Source organism: Saccharopolyspora ipomoeae (assembly GCF_029952525.1).
GTDB classification, from domain to species: Bacteria; Actinomycetota; Actinomycetes; order Mycobacteriales; family Pseudonocardiaceae; genus Saccharopolyspora; species Saccharopolyspora ipomoeae.
Genome location: NZ_JASAOF010000016.1, coordinates 1 through 26,157, shown reverse-complemented (window position 1 = coordinate 26,157; position 26,157 = coordinate 1). Strand labels below are relative to the sequence as shown.

Below are 26,157 nucleotides of genomic sequence, written 5' to 3'. Positions count from 1 at the left end.
AACCGCCTCGATCAGACCTCTTCGCCGACCACGGCCGCCTCGGCCGGGACCCGCTGCGCGTCGCCCTTGCCGCGCAGGCCCGGGACCAGCAGCAGCGCGGCGATCACGCACAGCGCCGCACCCACGCCGAACGGGGCGTGGTTGGAGCCGAACCAGGTCGCGACGTGGCCGACCAGCGTCGCCGCGGCGGCACCGCCGAGCCAGCGGCAGAAGTTGTAGCCCGCGCTGGCGACCGGGCGCGGCGCGTCGCTCACGCTCATCGCCGACCCGGTGAACAGCGTGTTGAGCAGGCCCGACGCCAGACCGCTGAGGATCACGCCGACGACCACGACCGGTTTCGGTCCCAGCGCCATGATGCCGAGGATCACCGCGTAGAGCAGCACGGCGATGATCGTGGCGCCGACCTCGCCGAAGCGGGCCGCGAGCTTCGGCGCCAGCGTCACGCCGGCCACCGCCACGCACAGGCCCCAGCCGAAGAACACCAGGCCGACCGCGATCGCGCCGTACTCCAGCACGAACGGCGACCAGGCCAGCACGATGAAGAAGCTGGCGGTGTAGAGCGCCGAGCCGAGCGAGGTGCGCAGCAGCCCGCTGTGCTTGAGCGCCTTGAGCGGGTCGAGGACACCGATCCTCGCGCGGCTGGACCGGTCGCCGTCCTTGGGCAGGAACCCGGCGGAGAGGATCAGCGCGACGGCCATCAGCGCGGCGGTGCCCGCGAACGGGCCGCGCCAGGAGATGTTGCCCAGCAGCGCGCCGAGCAGCGGACCGGTGGACAGGCCGATGCCCAGCGCCGCCTCGTAGAGCAGGATGGCGGCCTGCTGGCCGCCCGAGGCGGCGCCGACGATCACCGACAGGGCGGTGGCGATGAAGAACGCGTTGCCCAGGCCCCACACCGCGCGCAGCGCGACGAGCTGGCCGATGGAGCTCGCCAGCGCGCACGCGACGGTCGCCAGCACGATCAGGACGAGGCCGGTGACCACGGTGCGCTTGGGCCCGTAGCGGGCGCTGAACGCACCGGTGATCAGCATGGCCACGACCTGAACGCCCAGGTAGGACGAGAACAGCAGGGTGACCTGCTCGGGTCCCGCGTGCATCGCCTCGGCGATGGACAGCAGGATCGGGTCGACCAGGCCGATTCCCATGAAGGCGATGACCGCCGCGAAGGCGGTGATCCACACCGCCTTCGGTTGTCCCTTGAAGACGTCGAGTAACCGAACTTCGTGCCCGGCGCTCATCGCCACGCCACCCCTCATCAACGGCGTCCGCAGCTGCGGTTGCGGCTGCTCGGAAAAGTCATTTCGTTCGCAATGCTAAACAATTCTCGTTAGCAGAACAAACGGACATGAGCAGCGTCACCGCGAATCAGGCATCCAGGGCGCTGCGCGCCGCCGCCGCGACCTCCTCGTCCTCGTGGTGCTCGGCCAGCGCCGCCAGCAGCGCCTCGGCGTGCGAGTGCCCGCTGGCGGCCAGATCCGCCACCAGCTGCAGCTGCTCCTCCTGCGGCTGCTCGGCGACCTCGCCGACCAGCAGCGCCGGATCCGACTCCAGCGACACCGCCATCACGTCGGCGTTGAACAGCACCCGATCGCCCTCGCGCGCCAACGGCTCGTCGGTCGTGGCCTGCAGCCACACCCGCACCGCCGCGCCGCACACCGGGTCGTCGGCCACCTCGCGCGCCGCCGCGACCCCGTCCTCGCCGGCCGCCTCCAGCAGCGCCAGCGCGGGAAGCCGGACCGCCGGGTCGTCCACCAGCTCCAGCAGCGCGGTCAGCTCCTCCGCCGCCTGCTGCGAACCCCGGTGATCGATCCAGTGCGCGGCCAGCGCCTGCTGCACCGGTGGCGTGGCGTCGGCGAACAGCAGCACCACCAGCTCGGCAGGCGCCATCCGCAACGCCTCGGTGGTCGGCACGCGGAAACCGAACGCCCGCAACGACTCCCGCGCCGCCCACACGCCCGCGGGCTGCAGCTCGACGAACGTCTCGAACGGCTCCTCGTCGTCACCGGCAGGGCGGGTGCGCAGCGCACCCATCGACTCCCACCGCCGCACGATCCGCGTCACCAGGGCCAGCACCGGCCCCGGGGTCTCGGCGCCCAGCACGTCGGCGGCCGTGGCGGCCACGATCTCCAGCGGCACCTCGTCCCCCGCGGCGTAGAGGACGCTCAGCGCGGACTGCACCAGCTCCGGCAGCAGGTCGTCGTCGGTGTCGGCGTCGATCGCGTCGAGGTCCTCGCGGAAGGCGTCGTCGAGCAGCACGAAGCTCTGCCACAGCTTCGTCCACAGCACCTCCGGCTCGTCCAGCACCGGAGCGGCGATCAGCGTCGGCACCAGCTGCTCACCCGTGACCCGCAGCAGGCCCGCGCGCTGCGCCCACTCCAGCAGCAGCCGGGCGGTGCCCTCGTCGTCGCCCAGGGCGGCCGCCAGCTTCTCCGGTCCGTCCGAGGCCTGCTCCAAGACGGTGCGGATCTGCTGCGTGATCGGCGCCTGAGCCGCGATCGCGCGGTGCGGTTCGGACTCGGTCAGCTCCACCGGGCTCAGCCACACCCTCGGCTGCGGTTCCGGCTCGGCGGCCTCGCGCGCGGTGATCTCGTCGGCCGTGTCCTGGTCGACGTCGAGCTCACCGGCGTCCACCGCCTCGTGGAAGGCCTCCACCGCGGCGTCGTCGGAGTCGTCGACGCCCAGCTCGCGCATCGTGGTCGTCCAGAACTTCTCCGAGCCCCACTCGCCCGGATCGGCCATCGCCGTCAGGTAGGCCGGGACGGTAGCGTCGATCACCTCGTGCAGCTCGGAGGTCGCATCGGTCGAGGTCAGCAGCCGCTCCTCGGCGAGGAAGTCGACCCAGCGGTGCAGCACGGCCGGGACCGACGACCAGTCCTCGGTCAGCACCGCACGCCTCGGCACGACCTCGGTCAGGACGCGGACCACGTCCTCCTCGCTCCAGTGCGCCAGCATGCCGTCGGCGAGGAACTTGTCGTCCAGCAGCAGCTCGACCACCTCCGCCGCATCGAGCTCGGGGTGTCGGCCGGTGAAGCGGTTGATCAGTTCGGCGCAGGTCTCGTCGAAACGTTCCTGCTCGCCGTGGATGAAGACGGTGCGCATGGGGACCCCGTTCGCTCACGTGTGCGGATCTCGTGCCCACAGGTTAGAGACCGATCCACGGCGAACCCGGGAGCGCGAGCAAGGTCGTGCACTCGTGTCGTGATCCCCCGATGGGGTGAGGCTCAGTGCCAGAGCGCGGCGGCCAGCAGCACGCCGAGCAGACCCGAACCGAGCCCGACCAGCACCGATCCCACCACGTTGAGCAGCCCCAGCAGCCGAGCGCCGCCGGTCAGCAGGCGCACGGTCTCGTAGCCGAAGGTGCTGAAGGTCGTCAGCGCGCCGCACAACCCCACGCCCACCGCGGTCTGCAGCACCGGCAGCGGTGCGCCGAACAGGGCCGCCCCGGCGAGGAACCCGAGGAGCAGCGAGCCGACCGCGTTGACCACCAGCGTTCCCCACGGGAAGCCGGTCTCGTGGCGCGCCTGCACCCAGCGGTCGGTCAGGAAGCGCAGGCTCGCCCCGGTGGCGCCGCCGAACGCGACGAGCAGGACCGTCACGACGCCTCCCGCCGCACCCCGCGCGCCAGCGCTCGCGTCGCGGCCACGCCGACGAACACGGCGATCAGGCAGCACAGGACCGTGCCCAGCAGGTATCCGAGCGCGGCCAGTGGCGCAGTCACGGCCAGCCGCAGCGCGTCGGTGACGTAGGTGGAGAAGGTGGTGAACCCGCCCAGCACGCCCACGCCGAGGAAGGGCCGCAGCATCCGGTGCGGGGTGATCAGCTCGGTGATCACGCACATCAGCACGCCGATGGCCAGGCAGCCCAGGACGTTGACCAGGAACGTCGACGTCGGCCCTGGCCAGATCAGGCCGGCGCCGTAGCGCAGCACCGACCCGAGCGCGCCACCGGCGGCGACCGCGGCCAGCAGGTCGAGGGGAACGGCGGAGGCCGGCTTGCCGCGCGCGGGCGCGGAGACCGTCCGCGTCTCGGCGGAAGAAGCCATCGACACCTCCGTGACCATCCTCGCCGAGGGTACCGGTCCGGGTGCCTGACCAGGTCCGTTCGCGACCGAGGTCTCACGGGTGGGGAAGTTTTCATGAAAACTTCCCCACCCCGGAGGTGATTACTGGACCTTGACCTCGACCTTGCGGGACGAGGCGGGGTCGCCGCCCGCGTCGCCCTGACCGGACACCTGCAGCCGGTCGGCACCGATACCGGCCTGCGCCAGCTGATCGGCGACCGCCTGGGCGCGCGCCTGCGACAGCTGCTGGCTGTCCTGGTCCGAGTTGGTGCCCGACGCGGTGAAGCCCGACACCGTGAACTTCAGCTCCTGCGGAGCGCTCTTGAGCAGGTCCGCGACCTGGGTGACCGTCTGCTTGCCCTGGTCGTTGAGCTCGCTGCTGTCCGGGTCGAAGGTGATCGGCGTGCTCTGGGCGAGCTGGTCGAGCTTGCCCTGCAGCTCGGTCTTGGCCTGGGCCGCGTCGCCGCCCTGCTCACCGGCACCCATGCCGCCCGGGGTCTGCTCCCCGCCCTGGGCCTCGCCGCCCTGGCCTGCGCCGCCGGGCTGCTGGCCTTCCTGGCCCTGCTGAGGCGGCATGCCCGACCCGCCTTCGGGGCCGCCCGCGCACCCGGCGAGCAGGGCACCGGTGCAAGCGATCACTGCTGCGGCGTATTTGACGTTCGTTCGGCGCATAACCCACCTCGCGGTCCGTGGTGCCTTTCTCGGAGACGGGCAGATAGTGCGGGCTGATCGGCCCGGTTCCGCTCAACCACCGCGCGAGTCCGGGCTCGTTCACACCAAGGAGTGAACTCCAAAGCGCTTCCCAGCAGCGGAAATGTTATCGCCGCGCACTAACGAGAGTCCCTTGTGGACCATCGTGGAGGGGCCGTCACCGACTCGCCACGCGGCGGTAGCGAGCCACCGCCAGCGGGATGAAGACCGCGAGGATCACCAGCGCCGATACCACCGAGTACAGGACCGCGTGCTGGGCCGGCCAGCTGTCCGGTGGTGGGCCGGTCACCCGCACCGGGTTGCCGAACAGCTCCCGCAACGCGTCGGAGTACACCGTGATCGGGTTCCACTCCGCGAAGACCCGCAGCGGCCCCGGCATCGACTCGGCGGGCACGAACGCCGAGGACACGAAGGTCACCGGGAACATCCACAGCAGGCCCGCGCTCTGGGCGACCTCGACGCTGCGCGCCACCAGCCCGATGAACGCCCCCACCCACGACATCGCGAACGAGAACAGCAGCAGGAGACCGAACGCCAGCGCGGCGTCGAGCAGGTCGCCGCGGATCCGCCAGCCCACGATCAGCCCGCACAGCGACATGATCACCACGGTCAGCACGCTGACCAGCAGGTCCGAGGTGGTGCGCCCGAGCAGCACCGCGACCCGCGACATGGGCAGCGACCGGAAGCGGTCCATCATGCCCTTCTGCAGGTCGTTGGCCAGGCCGATCACGGTGAACGCGCTGTTGAACGCCACCGTCTGCACGAAGATCCCGGCGATCAGGAACTCCCGGTAGGCGCCGCCGCCGAGGCTGCCGCCGAAGACGTAGGCGAACATCAGCACGAACATGATCGGCTGCGCCGTGCCCGCCAGCAGCAGGTCGGGGTTGCGCTTGATGTTCATCAGGTTCCGCCAGGCCACGACGTTGCTGTCGCGGACGCTCGCCGCCAGCGCGTTCATGCCCGCTCCTCCTCGGAGTCCTCCGCGTGAGGGGCCTCGGCGTGCCGCCCGGTCAGCCCCAGGAACACGTCGTCCAGCGTCGGCCGGTGCAGGCCGACGTCGTTGACCCCGACGTTCTCGGCGTCGAGCCGCCGCAGCGCCTCGATCAGCGCTTTCGGGCCAGCCTCGACCGGCACGCTGACCCGCCGCAGCGAGTTCTCCACCTGCGGTTCGGCGGTGCCGACCTCGTGCAGCACCCGCGCCACCACCGGCAGGTCGGCCGCGTCGGCGGCGACGAGCTCCAGGCATTCGCCGCCGACCCGGGACTTGAGCTGGTCGGCGGTGCCGCTGGCGATCACCCGGCCGCGGTCGATGACCGCGATCGAGTCGGCGAGCTGGTCGGCCTCCTCCAGGTACTGGGTGGTCAGCAGGACCGTGGTGCCGTCGGCGACGAGCTCGCCGATGACCGCCCAGGTGTCGAGCCGGCCGCGCGGGTCGAGCCCGGTGGTGGGTTCGTCGAGGATCACCACGGTCGGCGAGGCGACCAGCGCACCGGCCAGGTCGAGTCGTCGCCGCATGCCGCCGGAGTAGCCCTTCGACGGCCGGTCCGCGGCCTCGTCGAGGTTGAACCGGTCGATGAGCTGCCGCGCCCGCGCCGAGGCCTTCGCGCGGGACATCCCGTAGAGGCGACCGACCATGTGCAGGTTCTCGAAGCCGGTGAGGTTCTCGTCGACGGCCGCGTACTGCCCGGACAGCCCGATCGAGCGCCGCACCGCGTGCGGGTCGGCGAGCACGTCGTGCCCGGCCACGAACGCCCGCCCCGAGTCCGGCCGCAACAGCGTGGTCAGGATGCGGACCGCGGTCGTCTTGCCCGCGCCGTTGGGTCCGAGCAGGCCGAGCACCTCCCCGCGCGGGACCTCCAGGTCGATCCCGTTCAGGGCGCGGGTCGATCCGAAGCTCTTCACCAGCGCTTCCGCACGCACCGCAACCATCTCAACCCCCAGCGTGAAGTCCGGTTCGGCCACTGTAGGTCGCGGGGGTGACGGAGCGCTTCCGAATTTTCCCCGGCCGAGGGGTTTTTGCGGACGGGAACGCAGGTCAGCAGGGGTGCGCGGGGAGGGTGGCCCAGGTCGCCTCGACAGAAGTTACCGCCAGGTAATACCCTCTTGTTACCGACGAGTAAGGGCTCGGTGCCGGGCCCACCCGCAGCAGCGCGCAAGAGGGAGCCTTCGATGGGCCACTACAAGAGCAACGTCCGAGACCTCGAATTCAACCTGTTCGAGGTCCTCAAGGTGCAGGACCGACTGGGCAAGGGCGCCTTCGAGCAGTCCGACCAGGACACCGTTCGCGGCGTGCTTTCCGAACTCAACGACCTGGCCACCGGCCCGCTCGCCGACTCCTTCGTCGAAGGCGACCGCAAGGGCGCCCACTTCGACCCGGCCACCCACTCGGTCACCCTCCCCGAGGCGTTCAAGAAGTCCTACCAGGCCGTCATGGACGGTGAGTGGTGGCGACTCGGCCTCCCGGACGAGCTGGGCGGCTACGGCATCCCGCCGACCGTCACCTGGTCCGCCGCCGAGCTGATCCTCGGCGCCAACCCGCCGATCTACATGTACATGGCGGGCCCCAACTTCGCGACGATCCTCTGGAAGAACGGCACCGAGGAGCAGAAGAAGTGGGCCGAGCTCATGATCGAGCGCGGCTGGGGCGCCACGATGGTCCTCACCGAGCCCGACGCGGGCTCCGACGTCGGCTCCGGCCGCACCAAGGCGGTCCTGCAGGAGGACGGCACCTGGCACCTCGACGGCGTGAAGCGGTTCATCACCTCCGCCGACCAGGACATGACCGAGAACATCATGCACCTGGTGCTCGCCCGCCCCGAGGGACCCGGCATCGAGTCCAAGCCCGGCACCAAGGGCCTGAGCCTGTTCCTGCTGCCGAAGTACCACTTCGACGGCGAGACCGGTGAGCCCGGCGAGCGCAACGGCGTCTACGTCACCAACGTCGAGCACAAGATGGGCATCAACGCCTCCGCCACCTGCGAGGTCACCTTCGGCCAGCACGGCACCCCCGCCAAGGGCTGGCTGCTCGGCGACGTCCACGACGGCATCGCGCAGATGTTCCAGGTCATCGAGTACGCGCGGATGATGGTCGGCACCAAGGCCATCGCCACGCTGTCCACCGGCTACCTCAACGCGCTCGACTACGCCAAGGAGCGCGTGCAGGGCGCCGACCTCACCCGCAGCACCGACAAGACCGCCCCGCGCGTCACCATCACCAACCACCCCGACGTGCGCCGCGCTCTGATGCTGCAGAAGGCCTACGCAGAAGGCCTGCGCGCCATCTACCTCTACACCGCGGACTACCAGGACCAGATCGCCCAGGGCCAGCACGACGGCAGCGACGTCAGCCTCGCCGAGGCCGTCAACGACCTGCTGCTGCCCATCGTCAAGGGCGTCGGCTCCGAGCGTGCCTACGAGATGCTCACGCACTCGCTGCAGACCCTCGGCGGCTCCGGCTTCCTGCAGGACTACCCGATCGAGCAGTACATCCGCGACGCCAAGATCGACAGCCTCTACGAGGGCACCACCGCGATCCAGGCGCAGGACTTCTTCTTCCGCAAGATCGTCCGCAACAAGGGCGCCGCGATCGGCCACGTCGCCGCCGAGATCCAGAAGACGCTGGAGAACTCCGACGCCGACGAGCGCCTCAAGGAGGAGCGCGAGCTCCTCACCCGCGCCCTCGGCGACGTCCAGGGCCAGCTCGGCACGCTGTTCGAGTTCCTGACCTCCGCGCAGGAGGACATCAAGAACATCTACAAGGTCGGCCAGCACGCCGTCTCGTTCCTGATGTCCGTCGGTGACCTGCTCATCGGCTGGAAGCTGCTGCAGCAGGCCGAGATCGCGCTCGCCGCCCTCGACGCCGGTGCCGGCAAGGACGAGGCGTTCTACCAGGGCAAGGTCGCGGTCGCCCGCTTCTTCGCCAAGAACGTCCTGCCCGAGCTCACCGGCCGCCGCAAGATCATCGAGGCCGCCGACAACTCCCTCATGGAGCTCGACGAGTCCGTCTTCTGATCCGGACCCCGCAACGAGAGGGGACCCGCGACCGCAGTGGTCGCGGGTCCCCTCTCGTGCTCAGCGACCGGAGTTCCAGCTGTAACTCCGCCGCTCGGTGGGGCGGAGCGGGGTCCCACCTGAAACCTCGGTCCTCTCCTCGATCGTCGTGCGCGCCGCCAGGAACGCCACGAACAGGCCGATCAGCAGCGCCGCCCGCCCCCAGACACCGATCATCAGGGCCTGAGCCGTGAAACCGTCGTGGATGCCGCTGGGCTCGCCCTCGTTGCCCAGGTACAGCCACCGGAAGATGCCGACGCACATCGCGAAATCCGCCACCAGGTACGCCACGATCCAGCCCCAGCGCACCTGCACCAGCACGAAGAACGGCAACAACCACAACGTGTACTGCGGCGAGTGCACCTTGTGCAGCAGCAGGAACCCGCACAGCATCGCCGCCGACACCTGCACCCACGGGTACGTCCCGGTCTTCTCGTAGCGCAACCAGCCGATCCAGCACGCCAGCGCGAACGACACCAGCATCAGGCCCGGCGAGACGATCCCCATCGCGTCCTGGAAGCCCTCGTCACCGGTCCAGTGCCGAAAACCCCAGTACCAGATGGAATTCGTGCTCAGATCCACCTGCCGCCGCGACTGGAACTCGAACGACGCCGCCCAACCCTGGAAACCCGCCAGCGCGAACGGCACGTTCACCAGCACGCCCGTCGCGGCCGCCGAACCCGCCACCCGCAGCGCGCCCCGCCAATCGCGGCCGCCCTCGGTGAACACGTGGAGCATCAGCGGCAGCACGAAGATCGCCGGGTACAGCTTCAACGCGAAACCCAGCCCCAGCAGCACCGCGGCCGCCGTCGACCGCCGCGCCAGCGACGCCTGCCAGCGGTGCATCACGAACACCGCCGCCACCGCGCTCGCCACCACCGGGAGGTCCCAGTTGTGGTACGCGTACAGCACCAGCGGCGGCCCGAGCGCCCACAGCAGCGCCCGCCACCGGCTCAACCGGCCCAGCCACCACGCCACCGCGAGCCCGAACGGCGCCATCAGCAGCGCCGACGACAGCAGGAACCCCGCGTCGGTGTCCACGAAGAACGCGCCCGCCCAGATCAGCACCCCGGTCAGCACCGGGTACTCCACGACCCCGCCCCACAGCGACCCGTCCGGATCGATGCCGCCGTGCACGTACGGGAACACGTGCCGATCGATGTCCCGGCCCACCCACAGGTTCTGGACGTCCGAGTAGCAGACGTCCCGGTAGGAGCGCATCTGGTAGTCCGGGCCGGACCGCCCCCACTCGTTGAACTCCGGCCCGGTGCACCGCGCCTTGTTCGCGTATCCCAAGGCCAACGTCACGGCCGTCAGCAGGCACAACACCGCCAACGCCGACACCGTCAAGCCGCGCGCGACCCTGATACCGGGCTCCTCTCACCCGGCAGCGCCGGGACCACCGACGTTCAGCTCGACTTCGACCGGAGGAACGCGATGTCGTCGGCCTGCCCCTCGTCCGGGGTCTCCACCACCACCGGCGCGCCCGCCTTCGACACCACGCCCACCAGCAGCTCCGGATCGATCAGGCCCGAGCCGATGTTGGCGTGCCGGTCCCGCGACGAGCCGAACTCGTCGCGCGAGTCGTTGAGGTGCACCAGGTCGATCCGGCCCGTGATGGCCTTGACCCGGTCCACCACGTCCAGCAGCTCCTCGCCCGCCGCGTGCGCGTGGCAGGTGTCCAGGCAGAAACCCGCGCCGAACTCGCCCACCGCGTCCCACAACCGCGACAGCACGTCGAACCGCCTGGCCATCGCGTTGGCGCCACCGGCGGTGTTCTCGATCAGGATCGGCACCTCGAAACCGCCCTCGGCGGCCTGCCGCTCGAACAGCTTCCGCCAGTTCGCGATGCCCTCGGCCGGATCGTCGTCCTTGGTGACGTGCCCGCCGTGCACGATCAGGCCCTGCGCACCGACCTCGGCGGCGGCCTTCGCCTGCTGCGCCACCGACTTCCGCGACGGGATGCGGATCCTGTTGTTCAACGACGCCACGTTGATCACATAAGGTGCGTGGATGAAAACGGCAACGTCGCTGTCCCGCAGCTGCTCGGCCTGCGGGTGCGGCTTCGGCGCCTTCCACCCCTGCGGGTCGGACAGGAAGAACTGCACCACCTCCGCGCCGCGCTCAGCGGCAGCGGTCAGCGGATCGTCATCGCGAACATGAGCGCCGATACGCATGCCGCGCAGTCTATTCGTCCCCGGCGGCCGTTTCCGGGAACCGGGGCGGCCCGGGATGTTCCACGAAGTGGAACATCAACGGATTTGCCGGAATCCCGCAACCAACGGCGGTACTCACGCGTTAGGAGCTTTGAGACAGTGTCTGTCGTTCCGGAGCCGTTCGCGGGGAGGCGAGCCATGGGTACCTGGGGAAACCCCAACCCGCTGATCAAACCGAACGCGCTCCGACGCACCGTAGCCGCAGGTGCGGCCGGTGTGGCGATGTTGGCGGGAACCTGCCTCGGTGCGGGAACGGCGAGCGCCGCCGAGCCGCTGGTCGTCGACCACTCGATCGCGATCGTCTCCGGTGAGGCCGGTCAGCAGATCTCCGTGCTGCCCAAGACCCTGGACTTCAAGCTCAACCAGGCCGTGCTGCTGGCGATGCCGCTGGCCTTCGGGTTGGCCAACGACGCCTCGTCGAGCTTCGCCGCGGGCGACCCGATCCCGCTGGGCGTCGCCGAGCCGGGCACCAACTCCTTCTCCGGCCGCGAGATCGCGCAGGCCGCGACGCCGCGCCTGAGCTCGCTGGGCCTGCCGGAGGACAAGCTGGAGGCCGTCCGCTTCCACTTCACCAACCTGGTCAGCCTCGGCAACTCGATCACGGTCAACACCCCTGAGCCGGAGGAGGAGCCGCCGCCGTCCTCCGAGCAGCCGCCTCCGCCGTCGTCCGAGACGCCCCCGCCGCCGGAGCCCGCCCCGGCTCCCGCGCCGGCCGAGCCGCCGCCGTCGGCCCCGTCGACGAGCCCGGTGCCGTCCGTGCCCAGCGCCAACGGCGCCCCGGCCGCGGTCAGCATGCTGCCGCCGAGCCTGCGCGGTGCCTCGCTGCCGTGGGCGCAGGCCCGCTACGGCGCGATCCCGAACGGTGCCGTCCCGGGCATGGCCCCTGACGTCGGTGACCTGGCCCGCCAGGCCGAGGAGCGGCAGCGCGTCCAGGACGAGCAGGACGAGATCCGCGCGGCGGGCCAGGCGGAGGCCCTGCCGACCGAGGTCTCCGAGCGCGTGGCCCTGCCGGTCCTCATCGCCGCGATCTCGCTCGCGGTCGTCACCGCCGCGCTGGTCCGCGCGTGGGTCCTGCGCCGCCACTGACGCAGGGTTTCTGACCAGGGGCGGGGTCCCAGCACACCGAGGCGAGGCCGATGTCCTCGCGGTCGGTGCCCCTTGCTAGCCTTGACCGGTTCGTTGACGCGAACGACCCTCCTGCCACGGAAAGTCCGTGGCCGTGAGTCCACAGGAGGTGAATGGTCTTCATGCGTCACTATGAGCTCATGGTCATCCTGGACCCGAGCCTGGACGAGCGCACCGTCGCTCCGTCCCTGGAGAACTTCCTCAACGTCGTCCGCAACGACGGTGGCACCGTCGAGAAGGTCGACGTCTGGGGCCGTCGTCGGCTGTCCTTCGAGATCAACAAGAACTCCGAGGGCATCTACGTCGTCCTGGACATCAACGCTGAGCCGGCCACCGTCAAGGAGCTGGACCGTCAGCTGAACCTCAACGAGTCCATCCTGCGGACCAAGGTCCAGCGGAAGATCGTTGAGCCCCGCAAGGCCGCGCGTGCCGCCAAGGCCCGCGCCGCCAAGGCGACTGCCTGATCAACGCCCGTACCCGCTGACGACCAGACTGGAGTCCCCAGGTCATGGCTGGTGAAACGGTAATCACGGTGGTCGGCAACCTGACCGCCGACCCGGAGCTGCGCTTCACTCCGTCCGGTGCCGCCGTCGCGAACTTCACGATCGCGTCCACGCCCCGGACCTTCGACCGCCAGAGCGGTGAGTGGAAGGACGGCGAGGCGCTGTTCCTGCGCTGCAACATCTGGCGGCAGGCCGCGGAGAACGTGGCCGAGTCGCTGACCCGGGGCATGCGGGTGATCGCGCAGGGTCGTCTGCGCCAGCGGTCCTTCGAGACCAAGGAAGGCGAGAAGCGCACGGTCGTCGAGCTCGAGGTCGACGACATCGGGCCCGCCCTGCGCTACGCGACCGCCAAGGTCAACAAGGTCAGCCGCGGTGGTGGCGGCGGTTTCGGTGGCGGCAGCGCCCCGGCCGGTCCGCCGGCCGACGACCCGTGGGGTTCGGCCCCGCCGGCGGGATCCGGCGGTGGCTTCAGCGACGAGCCGCCGTTCTGACGGTCGCCGCAGCTAACGCTTAGGAAGTTTTTCGTTCAGGAGGAAGACCAATGGCCAAGGCGCCTGTGCGCAAGCCGAAGAAGAAGGTCTGCGTGTTCTGCAAGGACAAGGCCACGCTGATCGACTACAAGGACACGACGCTGCTGCGGAAGTACATCTCCGACCGCGGCAAGATCCGTGCCCGCCGGGTCACCGGCAACTGCAGCCAGCACCAGCGCGACGTCGCCATCGCGGTGAAGAACGCGCGTGAGATGGCCCTGCTGCCCTACACCTCGACCGCTCGCTGATCTGAGAAAGGAGTCACGTCATGAAGATCATCCTCACCGCTGACGTGTCCGGCCTCGGCGAGTCCGGCGACATCGTCGAGGTCAAGGACGGTTACGCGCGGAACTACCTGCTGCCCCGCAACCTGGCCATCGTGGCCACCAAGGGTGCGCAGAAGCAGGTCGAGACGATCCGCCGCGTTCAGGAGAACCGCCGGGTGCGGAACCTGGAGCACGCCCACGAGCTCAAGCAGCAGCTGCAGAACCTGGACGCGGTCACGCTGACCGCCAAGGTCTCCTCGCAGGGCAAGCTGTTCGGCTCCATCACCAGCGGCGACGTCGTCGCCGCGGTGCGCAAGGCCGGTGGCCCGAACCTCGACAAGCGTTCGGTCTCGCTGCGCGGCCACATCAAGTCGCTGGGCAAGCACGTCGTCGACGTGCAGCTGCACCCGGACGTGACGGCCAACGTCAACGTCCAGGTCACCGGCGAGCAGTGACCCGGTAGTACCGGATTCTCTTCAGCGGCATCGTCCACTCCGGCATTCGTGTGACGGGGTGGACGATGCCGTCTCCCGGCCGTGCACTGGCGGTCACGATGATCTTCTGCTGATCACCCACCGCTGTTGATGACGACACGCCGATGGTGGCGACACGCCGGGAGTTTTCCACGGATTTCTTCCACAGCCTTCACCGATGCTGTGACCTGGGGTTTTCAGTGCATCTACGCCACTTGTCCCCAAGTTGTCCCCAGCGGCGGGGAAGGCTGTCCGGAGTTGTCCCCAGCTCGCTTCAACCTATCCACAGGTTGTCCCGAGGTTTGTCCACAACTTGAGTTGCCTGCTCTATGCGGGCGATCTAGCTTCGCGCGCGTGCGCCTCCGCCTACGGTCCGTCCTCGGTACCGTGGCCGGAGCGCGCGCAGGAAACGGTCGCCGTGGTGAGCACGGACGACAGGCTGCTGGCCGGAGGAGGTGACGGGTTCCGGTGACGGTTCCCGACGAGCGGGAGGACGACCCGTACTTCACTGACGACGGTGGAGGTGCACCCGGCGGCGCCAGCACGTTCGAGCGCCAGCCCCCGCAGGACTTGGCGGCCGAGCAGTCGGTGCTCGGCGGCATGATGCTGAGCAAGGACGCGATCGCCGACGTCGTCGAGGCGCTGAGCCCGAACGACTTCTACCGGCCCGCGCACCAGGCGATCTACGACTGCATCCTGGACCTCTACGGCCGCGGTGAGCCGGCGGACGCGATCACGGTCTCGGCGGAGCTGGAGCGGCGCCAGGAGCTGACCAAGGTCGGCGGCGCCCCGTACCTGCACACCCTGATCGCCACGGTCCCCACGGCCGCGAACGCCGGCTACTACGCGGAGATCGTCTCGGAGAAGGCGATCCTGCGCCGCCTCGTGGAGGCGGGCACCCGCATCGTGCAGCTGGGCTACCACGGCTCGGAGGGCGCGGCGATCGAGGAGGTCGTGGACCGCGCCCAGGCGTCGATCTACGACGTCACCGAGCGCAAGGCCAGCGAGGACTACCACGCCCTGGAGGAGCTCCTCCAGCCCACGATGGACGAGATCGACGCGATCGCGTCCCGAGGCGGCGAGTCCCAGGGCATCCCCACCGGCTTCGCCGACCTCGACGCCCTCACCAACGGCCTCCACGCAGGCCAAATGATCATCGTCGCGGCGCGACCGGGTGTGGGTAAGGCGCTGGCCTTGGACACTCCGCTGCCCACGCCGGACGGCTGGACGACGATGGGCGAGGTCCAGGTCGGCGATCATCTGATCGGAGCCGACGGCAAGCCGACCGAGGTCGTCGCCGCGACCGAGGTCATGCACGACCGCCCGTGCTACGAGATCGAGTTCTCCGACGGCACGACCATCACCGCCGACGCCAACCACCAGTGGCAGCTGGACGATGGAACGGTTCTCACCACCGAGAAGCTGGCGTCGATCGGTCCTGCGGTCGTGGTGCACCGCCCGGACCTGAAGTTCACCGACGTCCGGCCCGTGGAGAGCGTGCCGGTCAGGTGCGTCGAGGTGGATTCGTCGGATCACCTCTACTTGGCGTCCAGGTCGATGATCCCGACGCACAACTCGACTCTGGGGCTGGACTTCGCCAGGTCGGCGTCGGTGAAGCACGGGATGGCGAGCGTCATCTTCTCGCTGGAGATGGGGCGCACCGAGATCGTGATGCGCATGCTCTCCGCCGAGGCGCGCATCCGGCTGGGCGACATGCGCGGTGGTCGCATGACCGACGACGACTGGACGCGGCTGGCCCGGCGGATGAGCGAGATCAGCGAGGCGCCGATCTTCGTCGACGACTCGCCGAACCTGACGATGATGGAGATCCGGGCCAAGGCGCGGCGGCTCAAGCAGCGCCACGACATCCAGCTCATCGTCGTCGACTACATGCAGCTGATGACCTCGGGCAAGCGCGTCGAGTCCCGTCAGCAGGAGGTGTCGGAGTTCTCCCGAAACCTCAAGCTGCTGGCCAAGGAGCTCGAAGTGCCGCTGGTCGCGATCTCGCAGCTCAACCGAGGTCCGGAGCAGCGAACGGACAAGAAGCCGCAGCTGTCGGACCTGCGTGAGTCGGGTTCACTGGAGCAGGACGCGGACATGGTCATCCTGATCCACCGGCCGGACGCGTTCGAGCGGGACGACCCGCGCATGGGCGAGGCGGACCTGATGGTCGCCAAGCACCGTGCCGGTCCCACGGCGACGATCACCGTCGCCCACCAGCTCCACTACAGCCGCTTCGTCGACATGGCCCAGGAGTAGCCGCGTTCTCGACCGATGCCGTGATGGGAGAGCCCGATGGGTTCGTTCGACGTGCCGATGGAGGATGAGCGCACCCAGCTGGACGCGTTCGTCGAGGACTACCGCTCCGCCGTTGAGGCGTCTCTCGACGGTCTGACCGAGGAGCAGGCGCGTCGTCGGCTCGTCTCGTCGGCGACGACGCCCCTCGGGCTGCTCAAGCACGTCACGTGGATGCAGCGGGTGTGGTTCGAGGAGTGCGTCGGCGGAACGTCCCGCCGGGAGCTGGGGCTGGTGCGGAGCCCGGACGAGTCCTTCCGCCTCTCCGACGACGACACGATCGCGTCGGTCACGGCAGCTCACCGGGAAGCCTGCGCCAAGGCCCGTTCGCTGGTCGCGGACCTACCGCTGGACACCGTCGTGACCGGTCACCGGGCCGGTCCGCGCACGCTCCGCTGGGTGTACCTGCAGGTCCTCCGGGAACTGGCCCACCACTGCGGGCACGCCGACATCCTCCGAGAGCAGCTGCTCGCGGAATGAGCTGCGCTGCTCAGCCGCGCTCGGCCAGTTCGGCGAGGCGGTCGATGGAAGCTCGCAGCTGTGCCTCGGTGGTCGATCGGGCGCGGACGAGGCGTTTCTCGTCGGTGAGCCGGGACCAGTCGTAGGTGTGCGTGACGCGGGTGCGGCCGTCGCCGACGGGTTCCAGCTCCCACCGCCAGAGGTGCCCGGCCGGTTCGTGGCCGTGGTCCGAGGGCATCCAGGCGATGCGGCGCCCCTCCTCGAACTCGACGACGTGGTTGTCCCGGACACCGCCGGTGGTCAGCGTCATCGTGAACACGGCACCTTCAGCCCGCACCCGCTGACCGGTCGGCGCCTCGCTGAGGTTGTCGTTGCCGTCCCACGACGGCTGCCGAGCGGGATCGGCGATCAACTCGAAGATCCACCCAGCCTCAGCAGCGATCTCCCGACAACCGGACACGACGAACACCTGAGAATCCACCCCAGCAGTCAACCAAACCGAACCCCGTCAGGCTACCGACGAGGTTGTCGGCGGGTTGCGATGCTCGGGGGATGAGTCGTGGTGCGTGGGTGTTTTCGCAGGCCGTTGGGGTTGGGGATGTGGATTCCGGGCTGCGGGGTTCGTTGGTTCGGTGTTGGGTTGACGTGTCGAATGCCGGTGGGGCGGTGGGGTTTCCGTTTCCCCCGGTGGAGGAGGGGGAGGTCGCTGCGTCGGTCGACGCGATCGTGGGTGCGTTGGATCCGCGGACCTGTCGCGTGCTGATGGCGTGGAGCGGCGAGGAGCTGGTGGGGTGGCTCGTCATCCGGCGCGACACGTTCGCGCTGGTCTCGCACTGGGGGACGGTGAACCACGTGCAGAGCCGTCCCGAGCGGCGTGGTGAGGGGGTCGGGACCGCGTTGATGGTTGAAGCTCGCCGGGTTGCGCGCGATGAGATGGGCCTGGAGCAGCTGCACCTCGCCGCGCGTGCCGGGATCGGCCTGGGGCGGTTCTACGGGCGGCTCGGGTGGGAGGAGATCGGCCGGTGGCCGGGTGCGCTTCGGCTCGGTCCCGACGACGACCGCGACGAGGTGCTCATGTTCCTCCAGCTCTGATCTGGTGGGTGTGGAGGTCTCGGAGGAGGCAGACCTCCGAGAGGTGGTGGATGAGCTCGCGGTGGATGTGCAGGACGAGTTCTGCCATCGGGGCGCGCGGGTAGGGCTCCTCGTCGCCGACCGGGGCGCGGAGTTGTGCCTCGGTCAGGCCGCGGAGGCCGGTGAGCCAGACGTCGAGCTGGGTTTCCAGCTGGTTCAGCGCGGTGGTGGCGTCCGGCGCGTAGTCCCACGAGAAGTAGTCGGTCCGGGGTGCGCCGAAGTGGGCGGCGTTGCGCATCGCGAGGACGCCGACGATGACGTGCCCGAGGCGCCAGGCGATCGTGGTGAAGGGAGCCGGTTCCGGTGCGGGGAACCCGTAGTCGATCGTGAGATCCCCCGCGCCCGCTTGGATCTGGGCGGTCGAGGTGCCGCGCGGCCGGACGCTCCAGGCGTCCGGGACCGGCGACCAGAAGTACTCCTCGTCGGTGAGGCCCTGGAGGCGGGGGCGGAGCTGGTTGTCCCAGTGCCATTCCCACTGCTCCCGCAGTGCTTGGTTCCAGTCGAAGTGCTCGGCGTCCATCAGCTCAGCTTGGCACCGCGCACCGACACCGGCAGGGGTTGTCAGCGGCGGGCCAGCACGAACGCGTGGGGTGTGCGCTCGCCTTCGGGTTCGCGGACGAGGGTGGCGTGGGGCGTGAGGTCCGCGTCGGTGAGGAGGCCGGCGATGTCGGCGGGGTCGGAGCGGAGGAAGTCGAGGTCGATCCGGCGGCCGAATGCCTCGGGGAGGTGCAGGGTGTCCCCTGCGGTCTGGAAGGCCAGCAGGAGGTGCCCGCCCGGGGCCAGCGCTCGTCGGAACTCGGCGAAGACGCCGGGCAGGTCCTCCGGTGAGGTGTGGATGATCGAGTACCAGGCGACGATGCCGCCCAGCGACCCCGGAGGGACGTCGAGCGAGGTCATCGAGCCCTGGGTGAAGCGGACGTCCGGGAGTCGGCGTCGGGACTGGTCGAGCATCTGCGCGGAGAGGTCGATGCCGGAGACGTCGACGCCGTGGCGGTGCAGGATCTCGGTGGCGAAGCCGGTGCCGCAGCCGACGTCGAGGACCGGGCCGGAGACGAGCTCGGCGAAGGCGGTGAGCATCGAGCGGTCCAGGGGCTTCGAGTCGATCTCGCCTGCGAAGTGCTCGGCGTAGTCGGCGGCGATGAGGTCGTAGGAGGCCGCGGTGCGGGCGTAGTCGGTCACCCGGCGCACGTTATTCGCCCGGTACGACGCTCCACGCGCTGATCGGTGGGGGCGGCCCGACGGCGGGGTCGGATTCGGCGGGGTCGGGCCCGATGGCGTCGGGTCGAGCAGGTGCATCAGGTCGAGGCGGCGAGGGGGTTCCCGGTGTCGGGGTCGAAGATGCCGCCGCAGACGAAGGTTCCGCACCTCGCGCCTGATCCGCCTGAGTTGCGGGTGGTGGGGTGCCCGATTTCAATGGAAATCAGGGTCCTGGTTTCGGTTGAAATCGGGACGTGAATTCCGTTGACATCACAACAAGAGCGAGAAGTCCTCAGTGGACGCGATTACTACTAGTGCGTGAAGTTCCTTGCGATGTCGCTGGTTTAGGTGACATGAGGCTACGTCGGGTAGTGCAGTAGCGTGAGGATCGCCCGGCGCGGACGAGTCGTCCGCCCTCCCGAGCGTTCGCGAGGAACCGTTGGCGCGCAGTGGTTTTGCCGTCCGGGGATTCTCGCTCCCAGTCGGTCACGACTTCCCGCAGCAGGAGAGTTGAGGAACGGTGTTTGCGAAACTGACTCGTCGAGTGCTCCTGGCCACCGCGCTCCTCGCCGGAACCGCCGTCATCCCCGGGATCGCCACCGCGGCGCCGACCGCGGCCCCCGACAGCACGATGCGGCTGACCGTGAAGAGCGACGTCCTCACCGCGAACAAGTTCGGTGAGCTCAAGTGTCACCCGTCCGGGGGTACCCATCAGCACGCCGCGAAGGCGTGCGAAGAGCTGGAGAAGGTCAACGGGAACTTCACCGCGATGCAGGCGAACCTCGGCAAGGTCTGCACGCTGGAGCACCAGCCGGTCACGGCCACGATCGAGGGCAAGTGGCGCGGCAAGGAGATCCGCTACACCCAGACCTACTCCAACAGCTGCACGCTTCAGGTCAAGACCGGCGTGGTCTTCGACCTCTGAGGGGCCCTGCTCGGCGGGCTCGCGTGGGGGCCCGCCGAGCAGCGGGTCAGGTGTGGTCGCGACGTACCCAGGCGGCCAGTCCGGTGCCGAGGATGAGGAAGCCGGAGCCGCACAGAGCGACCAGTTGTGCCCATGCCATGCGATCACTCCTCAGTCGAGTACCCGCGCACCGTAGCTCCGAGGCCGTGACCGCTCGGGGGATCTCGCGCGGCGATCCGCGCGGGTGGGCTCTAACGGGTGAAGAGCGCCCGCCACGAACTCGTCTCCGGGTTCGCCGGAAGCGGCAACCGCTCGATCTTCTCCGGCCGCAGCCCTCCGGTGGCGAACGCGTCGATCTCGCCGCGGGTCAGCGGCCACGGCGGTCCGTCCACCTCCACGCCCTCCTCGCGGATGCCCGAGATGACCAGCAGTTCGCCGCCGGGCGCGACCATGCCGGCGACGCGCTCGGTGGCCTCGGCGCGCAGCGACGGCGGCATCGACTGCACAGTGATCGACTCCAGCACGAGGTCGAACGCGCCGATCCACTCGGCGGGCGGGTTCAGCAGGTCGGCCGTCACGTACTCGACGTCGGAGCCGGGGTGGCGCCGGCGTGCCTCGCGGATCGCGGTCGCGGAGATGTCGAACGCCGTGGTCCGGAATCCCAGCGAGGCGAGGAACTCGGCGTCGCGCCCGTACCCGCAGCCCACCACGAGGGCTGAACGGCCGGAGCCGTCGACCTCGCGCCCCCACTCGGGCAGCAAGGCGTGCGGCACCGGGATGTCCCACGGCACGACGGCCTGGCCGCCGGACGCGGCGGCGTAGAGCGGCTCGAACCACCCCGTCGGCTCGCCGTTGGCCAGGGCCTCACCGGCGAAGCGGCTCGCATCGGCATCCCGCGGATCCATGCTCTCCCCCCAAGATCAGCTCGTATCGGAACCGGAACATCTTCCCAGCTCTGTCGACCGATTTTCCCGGACAGCGGCGCGGAAGCTGTGCTCTGCTGGGGGGATGACGGATCTGGCGGTGAAGTTGCTGCGCACCAGGTGGCTCGTCCGCGCGCCCATCTGGCTGTTCCGCGCCCGCCTGGGCGTGGTGTTCGGGTCTCGGCTGCTCATGCTGGAGCACGTCGGCCGGAAGTCCGGTCAACCTCGCTACGCGGTCCTGGAGGTCGTGGACCGGACGGACACCGGCTACGTGCTGGCCGCCGGGTTCGGCGAGCGCACCCAGTGGCTGCGCAACCTCGACGCCCACCCGAACGCCCACGTCTCGATCGGCACCCGCACGCGCATCCCGGTCACGGCCCGCAGACTCACCGCCGAGGAAGTCGCCGCCACCCTCCGCCGCTACGAGACCCGGCACCCCAAGGCCTGGGCCCGCCTCCGCCCCTTCTTCGAGAAGACCCTCGAAGCCCCGATCGGAACGACCCTGCCGATGATCGCCCTGACCGAGGCCTCTTCCGCTTGAGGTCAGAGCACGTGGGCTTCGGGTTGGTGGTGGATGGGGAAGTTGACCGAGCGGGCGATGAAGCAGACCTCGTGGATCTTCGAGTGCAGGGCGTTGGCCTCGTCGATCGTGGCGGGGTCGGTGACGGTCACCCGGGGGCGGAGGGTGACCTCGGTCAGCTGGCCGCCTCCCCCGTGCTCGTCCATCGTCATGACGCCGTGGGCGTCGTCCTCGTAGTCGATGACCGTGATGCCGGCGTTCGCGCAGAGGTGGAGGTACCAGAGCATGTGGCACTGGGCGACCGTCGCGACCAGCAGTTCTTCCGGGTTCCAGCGGGACCGATCGCCCCGGAACGCCGGGTCCGCCGAGGCCGCGATCGGTGCTTTCCCCTCGGCGAGGATCTCGTGCGAGCGGCTGAAGGTGCGGTAGCCGTCGGTGCCGGTCCCGAGGTTGCCGGTCCACTCGATCGACACGTCGTAACCATGTGTTTCCGCCATCAGGCGAGCCTAGGGAACTGGCCCGACAACGAAGGCCCAGGCGAAGCTGTGCGCTTCTGACCTGGGCCTTCGGGAGTTGGAGCGGATGACGGGAATCGAACCCGCGTTCTCAGCTTGGGAAGCTGATGTTCTACCATTGAACTACATCCGCAGCGGTCGTGACGGTGTACTCCGTCCGACGGTGCGTAGATTAGCACGGTGGGCGGGCAAGATCGACATAGGCTCCCGATACCCTTGTGTCGTGCTGCTGAGTGATCGGGACCTGCGTAAAGAGCTGGACGAGGGACGCCTCGAACTGGATCCGTTCGACCCCTCGATGATCCAGCCGTCGAGCATCGACGTGCGGCTGGACCGCTACTTCCGGGTCTTCGACAACACCCGGTACACCCACATCGACCCGTCGAAGCAGCAGGACGAGCTGACGTCGCTGGTTGAGACGCCCGAGGGCGAGCCGTTCGTGCTGCACCCGGGCGAGTTCGTGCTGGGGTCGACGTTCGAGGCGGTGAAGCTGCCCGACGACCTGGCCAGCCGGCTGGAGGGCAAGTCGTCGCTGGGGCGGCTCGGACTGCTGACGCACTCCACGGCCGGGTTCATCGACCCCGGGTTCAGCGGGCACATCACGCTGGAGCTGTCGAACGTCGCGAACCTGCCGATCACCCTGTGGCCGGGGATGAAGATCGGGCAGCTGTGCCTGCTGCGGCTGTCCAGCCCCGCGGACTTCCCGTACGGCTCGAAGGAAGCGGGTTCCCGCTACCAGGGGCAGCGCGGTCCGACGTCCTCCCGCGCCTACCTCAACTTCAAGGTCACCGACACCCGCCGCTGAGCGACCCCACGCCCCGACCCCACGCCCCGACCTCCGTCGCGGAGCGGTGGTCCCGTGAGGTGCTCGCCGCGGCAGTGGACAGTTTTAGCCATAATCACCCATGATCAAGATCCCTTTTGTCCGGATAGTTATGGCTAAAACTGTCCACTGCCAACGGACGTTGTCACCGTGACCGGTCGCCGACGGCTGGAGCGCGGGGCGGAGGTGGATGCTGTCGGTGATCGTGCGCGTTCGTGCGCTCAGGGGTGGTCGCGAGCGCGGTGGGGAACCGGTTGGTAACTGTTCGCGTTCCCAGGGAATGTGACGTTTTGCCAGGTAAGGGCTGTTGCCTGCGGATTCTTGCGGCGTGAAGCAAATCACCCTGAATCGAGCAAGGCAAGTGCGGGGTTAAGAACTTACGATCCCCGACGCCCGGCGCTCTGGAACGATCCCGCAACGGGGCGGATCGGCGTGTGGGCAAGCGGGAGAATCGATGTCCGCATTGCAGTCGCGTGCCTCGGGCGGAACCGCCAAGCTCGGGCACGTGGTGATGATCGCCGGGGCTGCGGCTCTCGGCGGCTTCTTGTTCGGGTACGACACCTCCGTGATCAACGGTGGCGTCGACGCGATCCAGGAGCACTTCGGCGTCGGCTCGGCGATGACCGGTCTGACCGTGTCGTCGGCGCTGCTGGGGTCGGCCGTCGGTGCCGGCATCGCCGGTGGTCTGGCGGACCGGATCGGCCGGATCCGGGTCATGCAGGTCGCCGCCGTGCTGTTCATCATCAGCGCCATCGGCTCGGCCGTTCCCTTCGCGATCTGGGACCTGGCGATCTGGCGCGTGGTCGGCGGTGTCGCGATCGGCATCGCCTCGGTGATCGCCCCGGCCTACATCGCCGAGGTGGCACCCGCTGAGTACCGGGGCAGGCTCGCCTCGTTGCAGCAGTTGGCGATCGTGCTCGGCATCGCCGTGTCGCAGCTGGTCAACTACGCCCTGGCGGCGTTCGCGGGCGGCAGCGCCTCCGGGATGCTGGGGCCGATCCAGGCGTGGCAGTGGATGCTGGGCGTGGCCGCGATCCCGGCCGTGGTCTACCTGATCGTCGCCTCCTCGATCCCCGAGTCCCCGCGCTACCTGGTGGCCGCGGGCAAGGTCGACCGGGCGCGCGAGGTGCTGACCAAGATCGAGCCCGGTGACGTCGACGGCAAGATCGGCGAGATCCAGGCGGCCCTGGGCGAGACGAAGCCGAAGCTGAGCGACCTGCGCGGCAAGTTCGGCGTGCTGCCGATCGTCTGGGTCGGCATGGCCATCGCGGCGTTGCAGCAGTTCGTCGGCATCAACGTGATCTTCTACTACTCGTCGTCGCTGTGGCACTCGGTCGGCATCAACGAGGAGAGCTCGCTGCTGCTGAGCCTGTTCACGTCGATCGTGAACATCATCGGCACGTTGGTGGCGATCGCGCTGGTCGACAAGATCGGCCGCAAGCCGCTGCTGATCATCGGTTCGGTCGGCATGACGGTCTCGCTGGCCGTGACCGGCTGGGCCTTCAGCTTCGCCCAGGTCGTCGGCGAGGACGCCGTGCTGCCCGCGCAGTGGGGTGTCGTCGCGCTGATCTCGGCGAGCGCGTTCGTGCTGTTCTTCGCCGCCTCGTGGGGCGTCGTGATGTGGGTGCTGCTGGGCGAGATGTTCCCGGCTCGCATCCGCGCTGCGGCCCTGGCGCTGGGCACCGCGACGAACTGGATCGCGAACTGGCTGGTGACGGTGTCCTTCCCGAGCATGCGGGACTGGAACCTGCCGGTCACGTACTTCATCTACGCGGCGTTCGCGGCGCTGTCGGTGGTGTTCGTGGTCAAGTACCTGAAGGAGACCAACGGCCGCTCCCTGGAGGAGATGGGCAGCTGATCCCTCCAGCCAGCCGATCGAGGGCCGTTCCCGCGGGTGGGGAACGGCCCTCGATCACTTCTCAGGGCTGCGGGAAGTAGAGCGCGAGGTCGAAGAGTCGGCCGAAGCGCTCGTCGGCGCTCTCGACCGTGTCGAAGACCGCAAACTGGCTCTTGCCCTGCTCCCGCCAGTACAGAACGGCTCTCGTCTCCAGGTCCATGCCCCAGAGCCGCACGTGGTCGGGGTCCGGAGTCCCGTCGATGTTCTTCTCGGCCAGGCCGGAGATCCTCGGTGTCATTGCGTAGAGGGTCCGGGCGGGAGTCCCCCAATGGGATCACCGCAATCGGGAATCCCGGTTCCGGGTTCCCGCTACGATCATGGAATTCGTGCGCACCAGCCCCACCTTTCGGCGGCGTCGGCTCGCGCGCCGGATACGGCGGTTGCGCGAGGACGCCGGGCTCACCCAGGAGCAGGCCGCCGCTGCGCTCGACATGTCGACAAGTGCCCTCAGCCGCAAGGAGACCGGCGAGGTCGCCACCTCCGTGCACGAGGTGCGCTCGATGATGGACCTCTACGACGCCTACGACCCGGGACTGGTCGATCTCGCCAGGTCGGCGAAGGCCAAGCCGTGGTGGCACGCGTACGGCATTACGAGTCGCGGCTACTACGACTTGGAAGAAGAAGCTGTTGCTGTCCGTGAGTGGCAGCTCGGGGTTGTACCGGGCATCTTCCAGACCGAGGAGTACGCGCGAGAGCTGTTCGTTGGTGGTGGATCTGTGGAACTCGACCGCCTTCCCCAGATCACTGCCGCGCGCATGCGACGCAAAGAGCGGCTCAGCCAGATGACCTACGAGGCGGTCATCGAGGAGTCCGCGCTCCTCAGGCCCATTGGTGGAGCGGACGTCATGCGCAGGCAGTTGCTGCGGCTCGTTGAGCTCGCCGAGCTGAGCACGGTGACCATTCGGGTGCTGCCGATCAGGCTTGGACTTGCTCGCGGCTTGGAGGGATCCTTCGTGCTGCTCAGCTATCCAGACCCGGACGATCTCGATGTTCTTTACGTCGAGCACGCCTCGGGCTCGGTTCACATCGAAAATCCGGCAACCGTCCAGCGGGCTACGCTGACCTTCGAGCGCTTGAGAGCCGCGGCGTTGAACTGCGCGGACTCGGTCGTACGGCTCCGAGAGCTAGCGGAGGCTGAGCATGGATCTCACGAAAGCCAGGTGGCGCAAGAGTAGTCGCAGCGTTGGCGGCAACGACGCAGCGTGCGTTGAGGTCGCGTTCCTCGAAGAGGGCGTCGCGGTGAGGGACTCCAAAAGCCCGGACACCGGGGTTCTGGCCTTCCCCGTTGATTCCTGGCGGCGGTTCTTAACCTCCCTCGACGACGGCTGAAGACGAAGAAGGGCGCCTCCCGGGGGGGAGGCGCCCTTCAGCGTTTTTCGGTCAGCTGCCGGCGGGTTCGGGTTCGGCGGCGCCGTCCTTCTTGTCGTCGCCGCGCTTGACGGCGTTGAGCAGGAGTTGGGCGACGTCGACGACCTCGACGGACTCGTTGGCGACCTGCTCCGACTTTCGGGTCGTGACGCCGTCGGAGAGCATCACCTTGCAGAACGGGCAACCGGTGGCGA

Annotated in this window: 31 protein-coding genes and 1 tRNA gene; 15 read left to right on the top strand and 17 right to left on the bottom strand. The window is 69.0% G+C overall.

Features of this window, described 5'->3' with window-relative positions; translation table 11 throughout:
- Nucleotides 1-11: 11 nt before the first annotated feature.
- The 7 genes from QFW96_RS21690 to QFW96_RS21660 all read right to left on the bottom strand — a co-directional run bounded on the left by QFW96_RS21690 (nucleotide 12) and on the right by QFW96_RS21660 (nucleotide 6,697).
- Complete coding sequence (locus QFW96_RS21690) at nucleotides 12-1,235, bottom strand: MFS transporter (RefSeq protein WP_281457538.1); 1,224 nt, start codon at nucleotides 1,233-1,235, stop codon at nucleotides 12-14.
- A gap of 127 nt (nucleotides 1,236-1,362) precedes the next feature.
- Nucleotides 1,363-3,096, bottom strand: coding sequence for a hypothetical protein (locus QFW96_RS21685; protein ID WP_281457537.1), 1,734 nt, complete (start codon nucleotides 3,094-3,096; stop codon nucleotides 1,363-1,365).
- 122 nt (nucleotides 3,097-3,218) lie between these two features.
- Nucleotides 3,219-3,593 (bottom strand): fluoride efflux transporter FluC, encoded by a 375-nt coding sequence (locus QFW96_RS21680; RefSeq protein WP_281457536.1) that lies wholly within the window; start codon nucleotides 3,591-3,593, stop codon nucleotides 3,219-3,221.
- Nucleotides 3,590-4,039, bottom strand: a complete 450-nt coding sequence (locus QFW96_RS21675; RefSeq protein WP_281457535.1) for a fluoride efflux transporter FluC — start codon at nucleotides 4,037-4,039, stop codon at nucleotides 3,590-3,592. Before QFW96_RS21675 ends, QFW96_RS21680 begins: the two co-directional genes overlap by 4 nt.
- Before the next feature lie 120 nt (nucleotides 4,040-4,159).
- Nucleotides 4,160-4,696, bottom strand: a complete 537-nt coding sequence (locus QFW96_RS21670; RefSeq protein WP_281457534.1) for an OmpA family protein — start codon at nucleotides 4,694-4,696, stop codon at nucleotides 4,160-4,162.
- Between the two features lie 229 nt (nucleotides 4,697-4,925).
- Nucleotides 4,926-5,726 (bottom strand): ABC transporter permease, encoded by an 801-nt coding sequence (locus QFW96_RS21665; RefSeq protein WP_281457533.1) that lies wholly within the window; start codon nucleotides 5,724-5,726, stop codon nucleotides 4,926-4,928.
- Complete coding sequence (locus tag QFW96_RS21660) at nucleotides 5,723-6,697, bottom strand: ATP-binding cassette domain-containing protein (protein ID WP_281457532.1); 975 nt, start codon at nucleotides 6,695-6,697, stop codon at nucleotides 5,723-5,725. Before QFW96_RS21660 ends, QFW96_RS21665 begins: the two co-directional genes overlap by 4 nt.
- Before the next feature lie 240 nt (nucleotides 6,698-6,937).
- Between QFW96_RS21660 and QFW96_RS21655 the strand changes: the two genes are divergently transcribed.
- Nucleotides 6,938-8,779, top strand: coding sequence for an acyl-CoA dehydrogenase (locus QFW96_RS21655; protein ID WP_281457531.1), 1,842 nt, complete (start codon nucleotides 6,938-6,940; stop codon nucleotides 8,777-8,779).
- Nucleotides 8,780-8,839: 60 nt separating this feature from the next.
- On the opposite strand, the gene QFW96_RS21650 is transcribed toward QFW96_RS21655, so the two are convergent.
- Nucleotides 8,840-10,147: a glycosyltransferase family 87 protein gene (locus tag QFW96_RS21650; protein ID WP_343231400.1), complete on the bottom strand. Its 1,308-nt coding sequence runs from the start codon at nucleotides 10,145-10,147 to the stop codon at nucleotides 8,840-8,842.
- 80 nt (nucleotides 10,148-10,227) lie between these two features.
- A complete protein-coding gene (locus QFW96_RS21645) occupies nucleotides 10,228-10,995 on the bottom strand; it encodes a deoxyribonuclease IV (protein ID WP_281457529.1) in 768 nt (255 codons plus the stop codon).
- A gap of 177 nt (nucleotides 10,996-11,172) precedes the next feature.
- On the opposite strand from QFW96_RS21645, the gene QFW96_RS21640 reads away from it, so the two are divergent.
- From QFW96_RS21640 to QFW96_RS21610, 7 genes are all read left to right on the top strand, one after another.
- Nucleotides 11,173-12,120 carry a hypothetical protein gene (locus tag QFW96_RS21640; RefSeq protein ID WP_281457528.1) on the top strand — a complete coding sequence of 316 codons (948 nt, stop codon included), beginning with the start codon at nucleotides 11,173-11,175 and terminating at the stop codon, nucleotides 12,118-12,120.
- A gap of 152 nt (nucleotides 12,121-12,272) precedes the next feature.
- Nucleotides 12,273-12,623, top strand: a complete 351-nt coding sequence (gene rpsF / locus QFW96_RS21635) for a 30S ribosomal protein S6 (RefSeq protein ID WP_281457527.1) — start codon at nucleotides 12,273-12,275, stop codon at nucleotides 12,621-12,623.
- A gap of 44 nt (nucleotides 12,624-12,667) precedes the next feature.
- Nucleotides 12,668-13,153, top strand: coding sequence for a single-stranded DNA-binding protein (locus QFW96_RS21630; protein WP_281457526.1), 486 nt, complete (start codon nucleotides 12,668-12,670; stop codon nucleotides 13,151-13,153).
- Nucleotides 13,154-13,203: 50 nt separating this feature from the next.
- A complete protein-coding gene (rpsR, locus tag QFW96_RS21625; protein WP_093419808.1) occupies nucleotides 13,204-13,440 on the top strand; it encodes a 30S ribosomal protein S18 in 237 nt (78 codons plus the stop codon).
- Nucleotides 13,441-13,460: 20 nt separating this feature from the next.
- Entirely contained in the window at nucleotides 13,461-13,913 is a 453-nt protein-coding gene (gene rplI, locus QFW96_RS21620; protein ID WP_132672016.1) for a 50S ribosomal protein L9, read from the top strand.
- Nucleotides 13,914-14,399: 486 nt separating this feature from the next.
- Entirely contained in the window at nucleotides 14,400-16,190 is a 1,791-nt protein-coding gene (gene dnaB / locus QFW96_RS21615) for a replicative DNA helicase (protein ID WP_281457525.1), read from the top strand.
- A gap of 36 nt (nucleotides 16,191-16,226) precedes the next feature.
- Nucleotides 16,227-16,706: a DinB family protein gene (locus QFW96_RS21610; RefSeq protein WP_281457524.1), complete on the top strand. Its 480-nt coding sequence runs from the start codon at nucleotides 16,227-16,229 to the stop codon at nucleotides 16,704-16,706.
- Nucleotides 16,707-16,716: 10 nt separating this feature from the next.
- Here the strand turns inward: QFW96_RS21610 and QFW96_RS21605 are convergent, their stop codons facing one another.
- The gene (locus QFW96_RS21605) at nucleotides 16,717-17,145 is read right to left on the bottom strand and encodes an SRPBCC family protein (protein WP_281457523.1); all 429 of its coding nucleotides are present in this window, start codon (nucleotides 17,143-17,145) and stop codon (nucleotides 16,717-16,719) included.
- A 227-nt stretch (nucleotides 17,146-17,372) separates the two neighbouring features.
- On the opposite strand from QFW96_RS21605, the gene QFW96_RS21600 reads away from it, so the two are divergent.
- Nucleotides 17,373-17,777: a GNAT family N-acetyltransferase gene (locus tag QFW96_RS21600; RefSeq protein ID WP_281457522.1), complete on the top strand. Its 405-nt coding sequence runs from the start codon at nucleotides 17,373-17,375 to the stop codon at nucleotides 17,775-17,777.
- On the opposite strand, the gene QFW96_RS21595 is transcribed toward QFW96_RS21600, so the two are convergent.
- Both QFW96_RS21595 and QFW96_RS21590 read right to left on the bottom strand, forming a co-directional pair.
- Entirely contained in the window at nucleotides 17,758-18,336 is a 579-nt protein-coding gene (locus QFW96_RS21595) for a DinB family protein (RefSeq protein ID WP_281457521.1), read from the bottom strand. The genes QFW96_RS21600 and QFW96_RS21595 overlap by 20 nt on opposite strands.
- Before the next feature lie 41 nt (nucleotides 18,337-18,377).
- The gene (locus QFW96_RS21590; protein ID WP_281457520.1) at nucleotides 18,378-18,995 is read right to left on the bottom strand and encodes a class I SAM-dependent DNA methyltransferase; all 618 of its coding nucleotides are present in this window, start codon (nucleotides 18,993-18,995) and stop codon (nucleotides 18,378-18,380) included.
- Nucleotides 18,996-19,533: 538 nt separating this feature from the next.
- Here QFW96_RS21590 and QFW96_RS21585 point away from each other — a divergent pair.
- Nucleotides 19,534-19,938 carry an SSI family serine proteinase inhibitor gene (locus QFW96_RS21585; protein WP_281457519.1) on the top strand — a complete coding sequence of 135 codons (405 nt, stop codon included), beginning with the start codon at nucleotides 19,534-19,536 and terminating at the stop codon, nucleotides 19,936-19,938.
- A 230-nt stretch (nucleotides 19,939-20,168) separates the two neighbouring features.
- Here QFW96_RS21585 and QFW96_RS21580 read toward each other — a convergent pair whose 3' ends face one another.
- A complete protein-coding gene (locus QFW96_RS21580) occupies nucleotides 20,169-20,822 on the bottom strand; it encodes a class I SAM-dependent methyltransferase (protein ID WP_281457518.1) in 654 nt (217 codons plus the stop codon).
- A 103-nt stretch (nucleotides 20,823-20,925) separates the two neighbouring features.
- Here QFW96_RS21580 and QFW96_RS21575 point away from each other — a divergent pair, with 103 nt between their 5' ends.
- Nucleotides 20,926-21,381 (top strand): nitroreductase family deazaflavin-dependent oxidoreductase, encoded by a 456-nt coding sequence (locus QFW96_RS21575; RefSeq protein WP_281457517.1) that lies wholly within the window; start codon nucleotides 20,926-20,928, stop codon nucleotides 21,379-21,381.
- A 2-nt stretch (nucleotides 21,382-21,383) separates the two neighbouring features.
- Here the strand turns inward: QFW96_RS21575 and QFW96_RS21570 are convergent, their stop codons facing one another.
- The gene (locus tag QFW96_RS21570; protein ID WP_281457516.1) at nucleotides 21,384-21,857 is read right to left on the bottom strand and encodes an OsmC family protein; all 474 of its coding nucleotides are present in this window, start codon (nucleotides 21,855-21,857) and stop codon (nucleotides 21,384-21,386) included.
- Between the two features lie 77 nt (nucleotides 21,858-21,934).
- Nucleotides 21,935-22,008, bottom strand: a tRNA-Gly gene (locus QFW96_RS21565).
- 90 nt (nucleotides 22,009-22,098) lie between these two features.
- On the opposite strand from QFW96_RS21565, the gene dcd reads away from it, so the two are divergent.
- On the top strand, nucleotides 22,099-22,680 hold the full coding sequence (gene dcd, locus QFW96_RS21560; RefSeq protein WP_281457515.1) for a dCTP deaminase: 582 nt from the start codon (nucleotides 22,099-22,101) through the stop codon (nucleotides 22,678-22,680).
- Between the two features lie 472 nt (nucleotides 22,681-23,152).
- Nucleotides 23,153-24,556, top strand: a complete 1,404-nt coding sequence (locus tag QFW96_RS21555; RefSeq protein WP_281457514.1) for a sugar porter family MFS transporter — start codon at nucleotides 23,153-23,155, stop codon at nucleotides 24,554-24,556.
- Nucleotides 24,557-24,617: 61 nt separating this feature from the next.
- Here QFW96_RS21555 and QFW96_RS21550 read toward each other — a convergent pair whose 3' ends face one another.
- Complete coding sequence (locus QFW96_RS21550) at nucleotides 24,618-24,833, bottom strand: hypothetical protein (protein WP_281457513.1); 216 nt, start codon at nucleotides 24,831-24,833, stop codon at nucleotides 24,618-24,620.
- Between the two features lie 79 nt (nucleotides 24,834-24,912).
- On the opposite strand from QFW96_RS21550, the gene QFW96_RS21545 reads away from it, so the two are divergent.
- Nucleotides 24,913-25,770: a helix-turn-helix domain-containing protein gene (locus tag QFW96_RS21545; protein WP_281457512.1), complete on the top strand. Its 858-nt coding sequence runs from the start codon at nucleotides 24,913-24,915 to the stop codon at nucleotides 25,768-25,770.
- Nucleotides 25,736-25,924 carry a DUF397 domain-containing protein gene (locus QFW96_RS21540; RefSeq protein WP_425524781.1) on the top strand — a complete coding sequence of 63 codons (189 nt, stop codon included), beginning with the start codon at nucleotides 25,736-25,738 and terminating at the stop codon, nucleotides 25,922-25,924. Before QFW96_RS21545 ends, QFW96_RS21540 begins: the two co-directional genes overlap by 35 nt.
- A gap of 51 nt (nucleotides 25,925-25,975) precedes the next feature.
- On the opposite strand, the gene QFW96_RS21535 is transcribed toward QFW96_RS21540, so the two are convergent.
- On the bottom strand, nucleotides 25,976-26,157 hold a 182-nt coding region (locus tag QFW96_RS21535), incomplete at its 5' end, for a hypothetical protein (protein ID WP_281457511.1).

Coding starts and splice junctions, on each gene's coding strand:
- rpsR (WP_093419808.1), top strand. CDS start 13,204: ATGGCCAAGGCGCCTGTGCGCAAGCCGAAGAAGAAGGTCTGCGTGTTC.
- QFW96_RS21675 (WP_281457535.1), bottom strand. CDS start 4,039: ATGGCTTCTTCCGCCGAGACGCGGACGGTCTCCGCGCCCGCGCGCGGC.
- QFW96_RS21555 (WP_281457514.1), top strand. CDS start 23,153: ATGTCCGCATTGCAGTCGCGTGCCTCGGGCGGAACCGCCAAGCTCGGG.
- QFW96_RS21595 (WP_281457521.1), bottom strand. CDS start 18,336: ATGGACGCCGAGCACTTCGACTGGAACCAAGCACTGCGGGAGCAGTGG.
- QFW96_RS21640 (WP_281457528.1), top strand. CDS start 11,173: ATGGGTACCTGGGGAAACCCCAACCCGCTGATCAAACCGAACGCGCTC.
- QFW96_RS21630 (WP_281457526.1), top strand. CDS start 12,668: ATGGCTGGTGAAACGGTAATCACGGTGGTCGGCAACCTGACCGCCGAC.
- QFW96_RS21665 (WP_281457533.1), bottom strand. CDS start 5,726: ATGAACGCGCTGGCGGCGAGCGTCCGCGACAGCAACGTCGTGGCCTGG.
- QFW96_RS21575 (WP_281457517.1), top strand. CDS start 20,926: ATGACGGATCTGGCGGTGAAGTTGCTGCGCACCAGGTGGCTCGTCCGC.
- rplI (WP_132672016.1), top strand. CDS start 13,461: ATGAAGATCATCCTCACCGCTGACGTGTCCGGCCTCGGCGAGTCCGGC.
- QFW96_RS21685 (WP_281457537.1), bottom strand. CDS start 3,096: ATGCGCACCGTCTTCATCCACGGCGAGCAGGAACGTTTCGACGAGACC.
- rpsF (WP_281457527.1), top strand. CDS start 12,273: ATGGTCTTCATGCGTCACTATGAGCTCATGGTCATCCTGGACCCGAGC.
- QFW96_RS21580 (WP_281457518.1), bottom strand. CDS start 20,822: ATGGATCCGCGGGATGCCGATGCGAGCCGCTTCGCCGGTGAGGCCCTG.
- QFW96_RS21570 (WP_281457516.1), bottom strand. CDS start 21,857: ATGGCGGAAACACATGGTTACGACGTGTCGATCGAGTGGACCGGCAAC.
- QFW96_RS21645 (WP_281457529.1), bottom strand. CDS start 10,995: ATGCGTATCGGCGCTCATGTTCGCGATGACGATCCGCTGACCGCTGCC.
- QFW96_RS21545 (WP_281457512.1), top strand. CDS start 24,913: ATGGAATTCGTGCGCACCAGCCCCACCTTTCGGCGGCGTCGGCTCGCG.
- QFW96_RS21660 (WP_281457532.1), bottom strand. CDS start 6,697: ATGGTTGCGGTGCGTGCGGAAGCGCTGGTGAAGAGCTTCGGATCGACC.
- QFW96_RS21540 (WP_425524781.1), top strand. CDS start 25,736: ATGGATCTCACGAAAGCCAGGTGGCGCAAGAGTAGTCGCAGCGTTGGC.
- QFW96_RS21610 (WP_281457524.1), top strand. CDS start 16,227: ATGGGTTCGTTCGACGTGCCGATGGAGGATGAGCGCACCCAGCTGGAC.
- QFW96_RS21655 (WP_281457531.1), top strand. CDS start 6,938: ATGGGCCACTACAAGAGCAACGTCCGAGACCTCGAATTCAACCTGTTC.
- QFW96_RS21690 (WP_281457538.1), bottom strand. CDS start 1,235: ATGAGCGCCGGGCACGAAGTTCGGTTACTCGACGTCTTCAAGGGACAA.
- QFW96_RS21550 (WP_281457513.1), bottom strand. CDS start 24,833: ATGACACCGAGGATCTCCGGCCTGGCCGAGAAGAACATCGACGGGACT.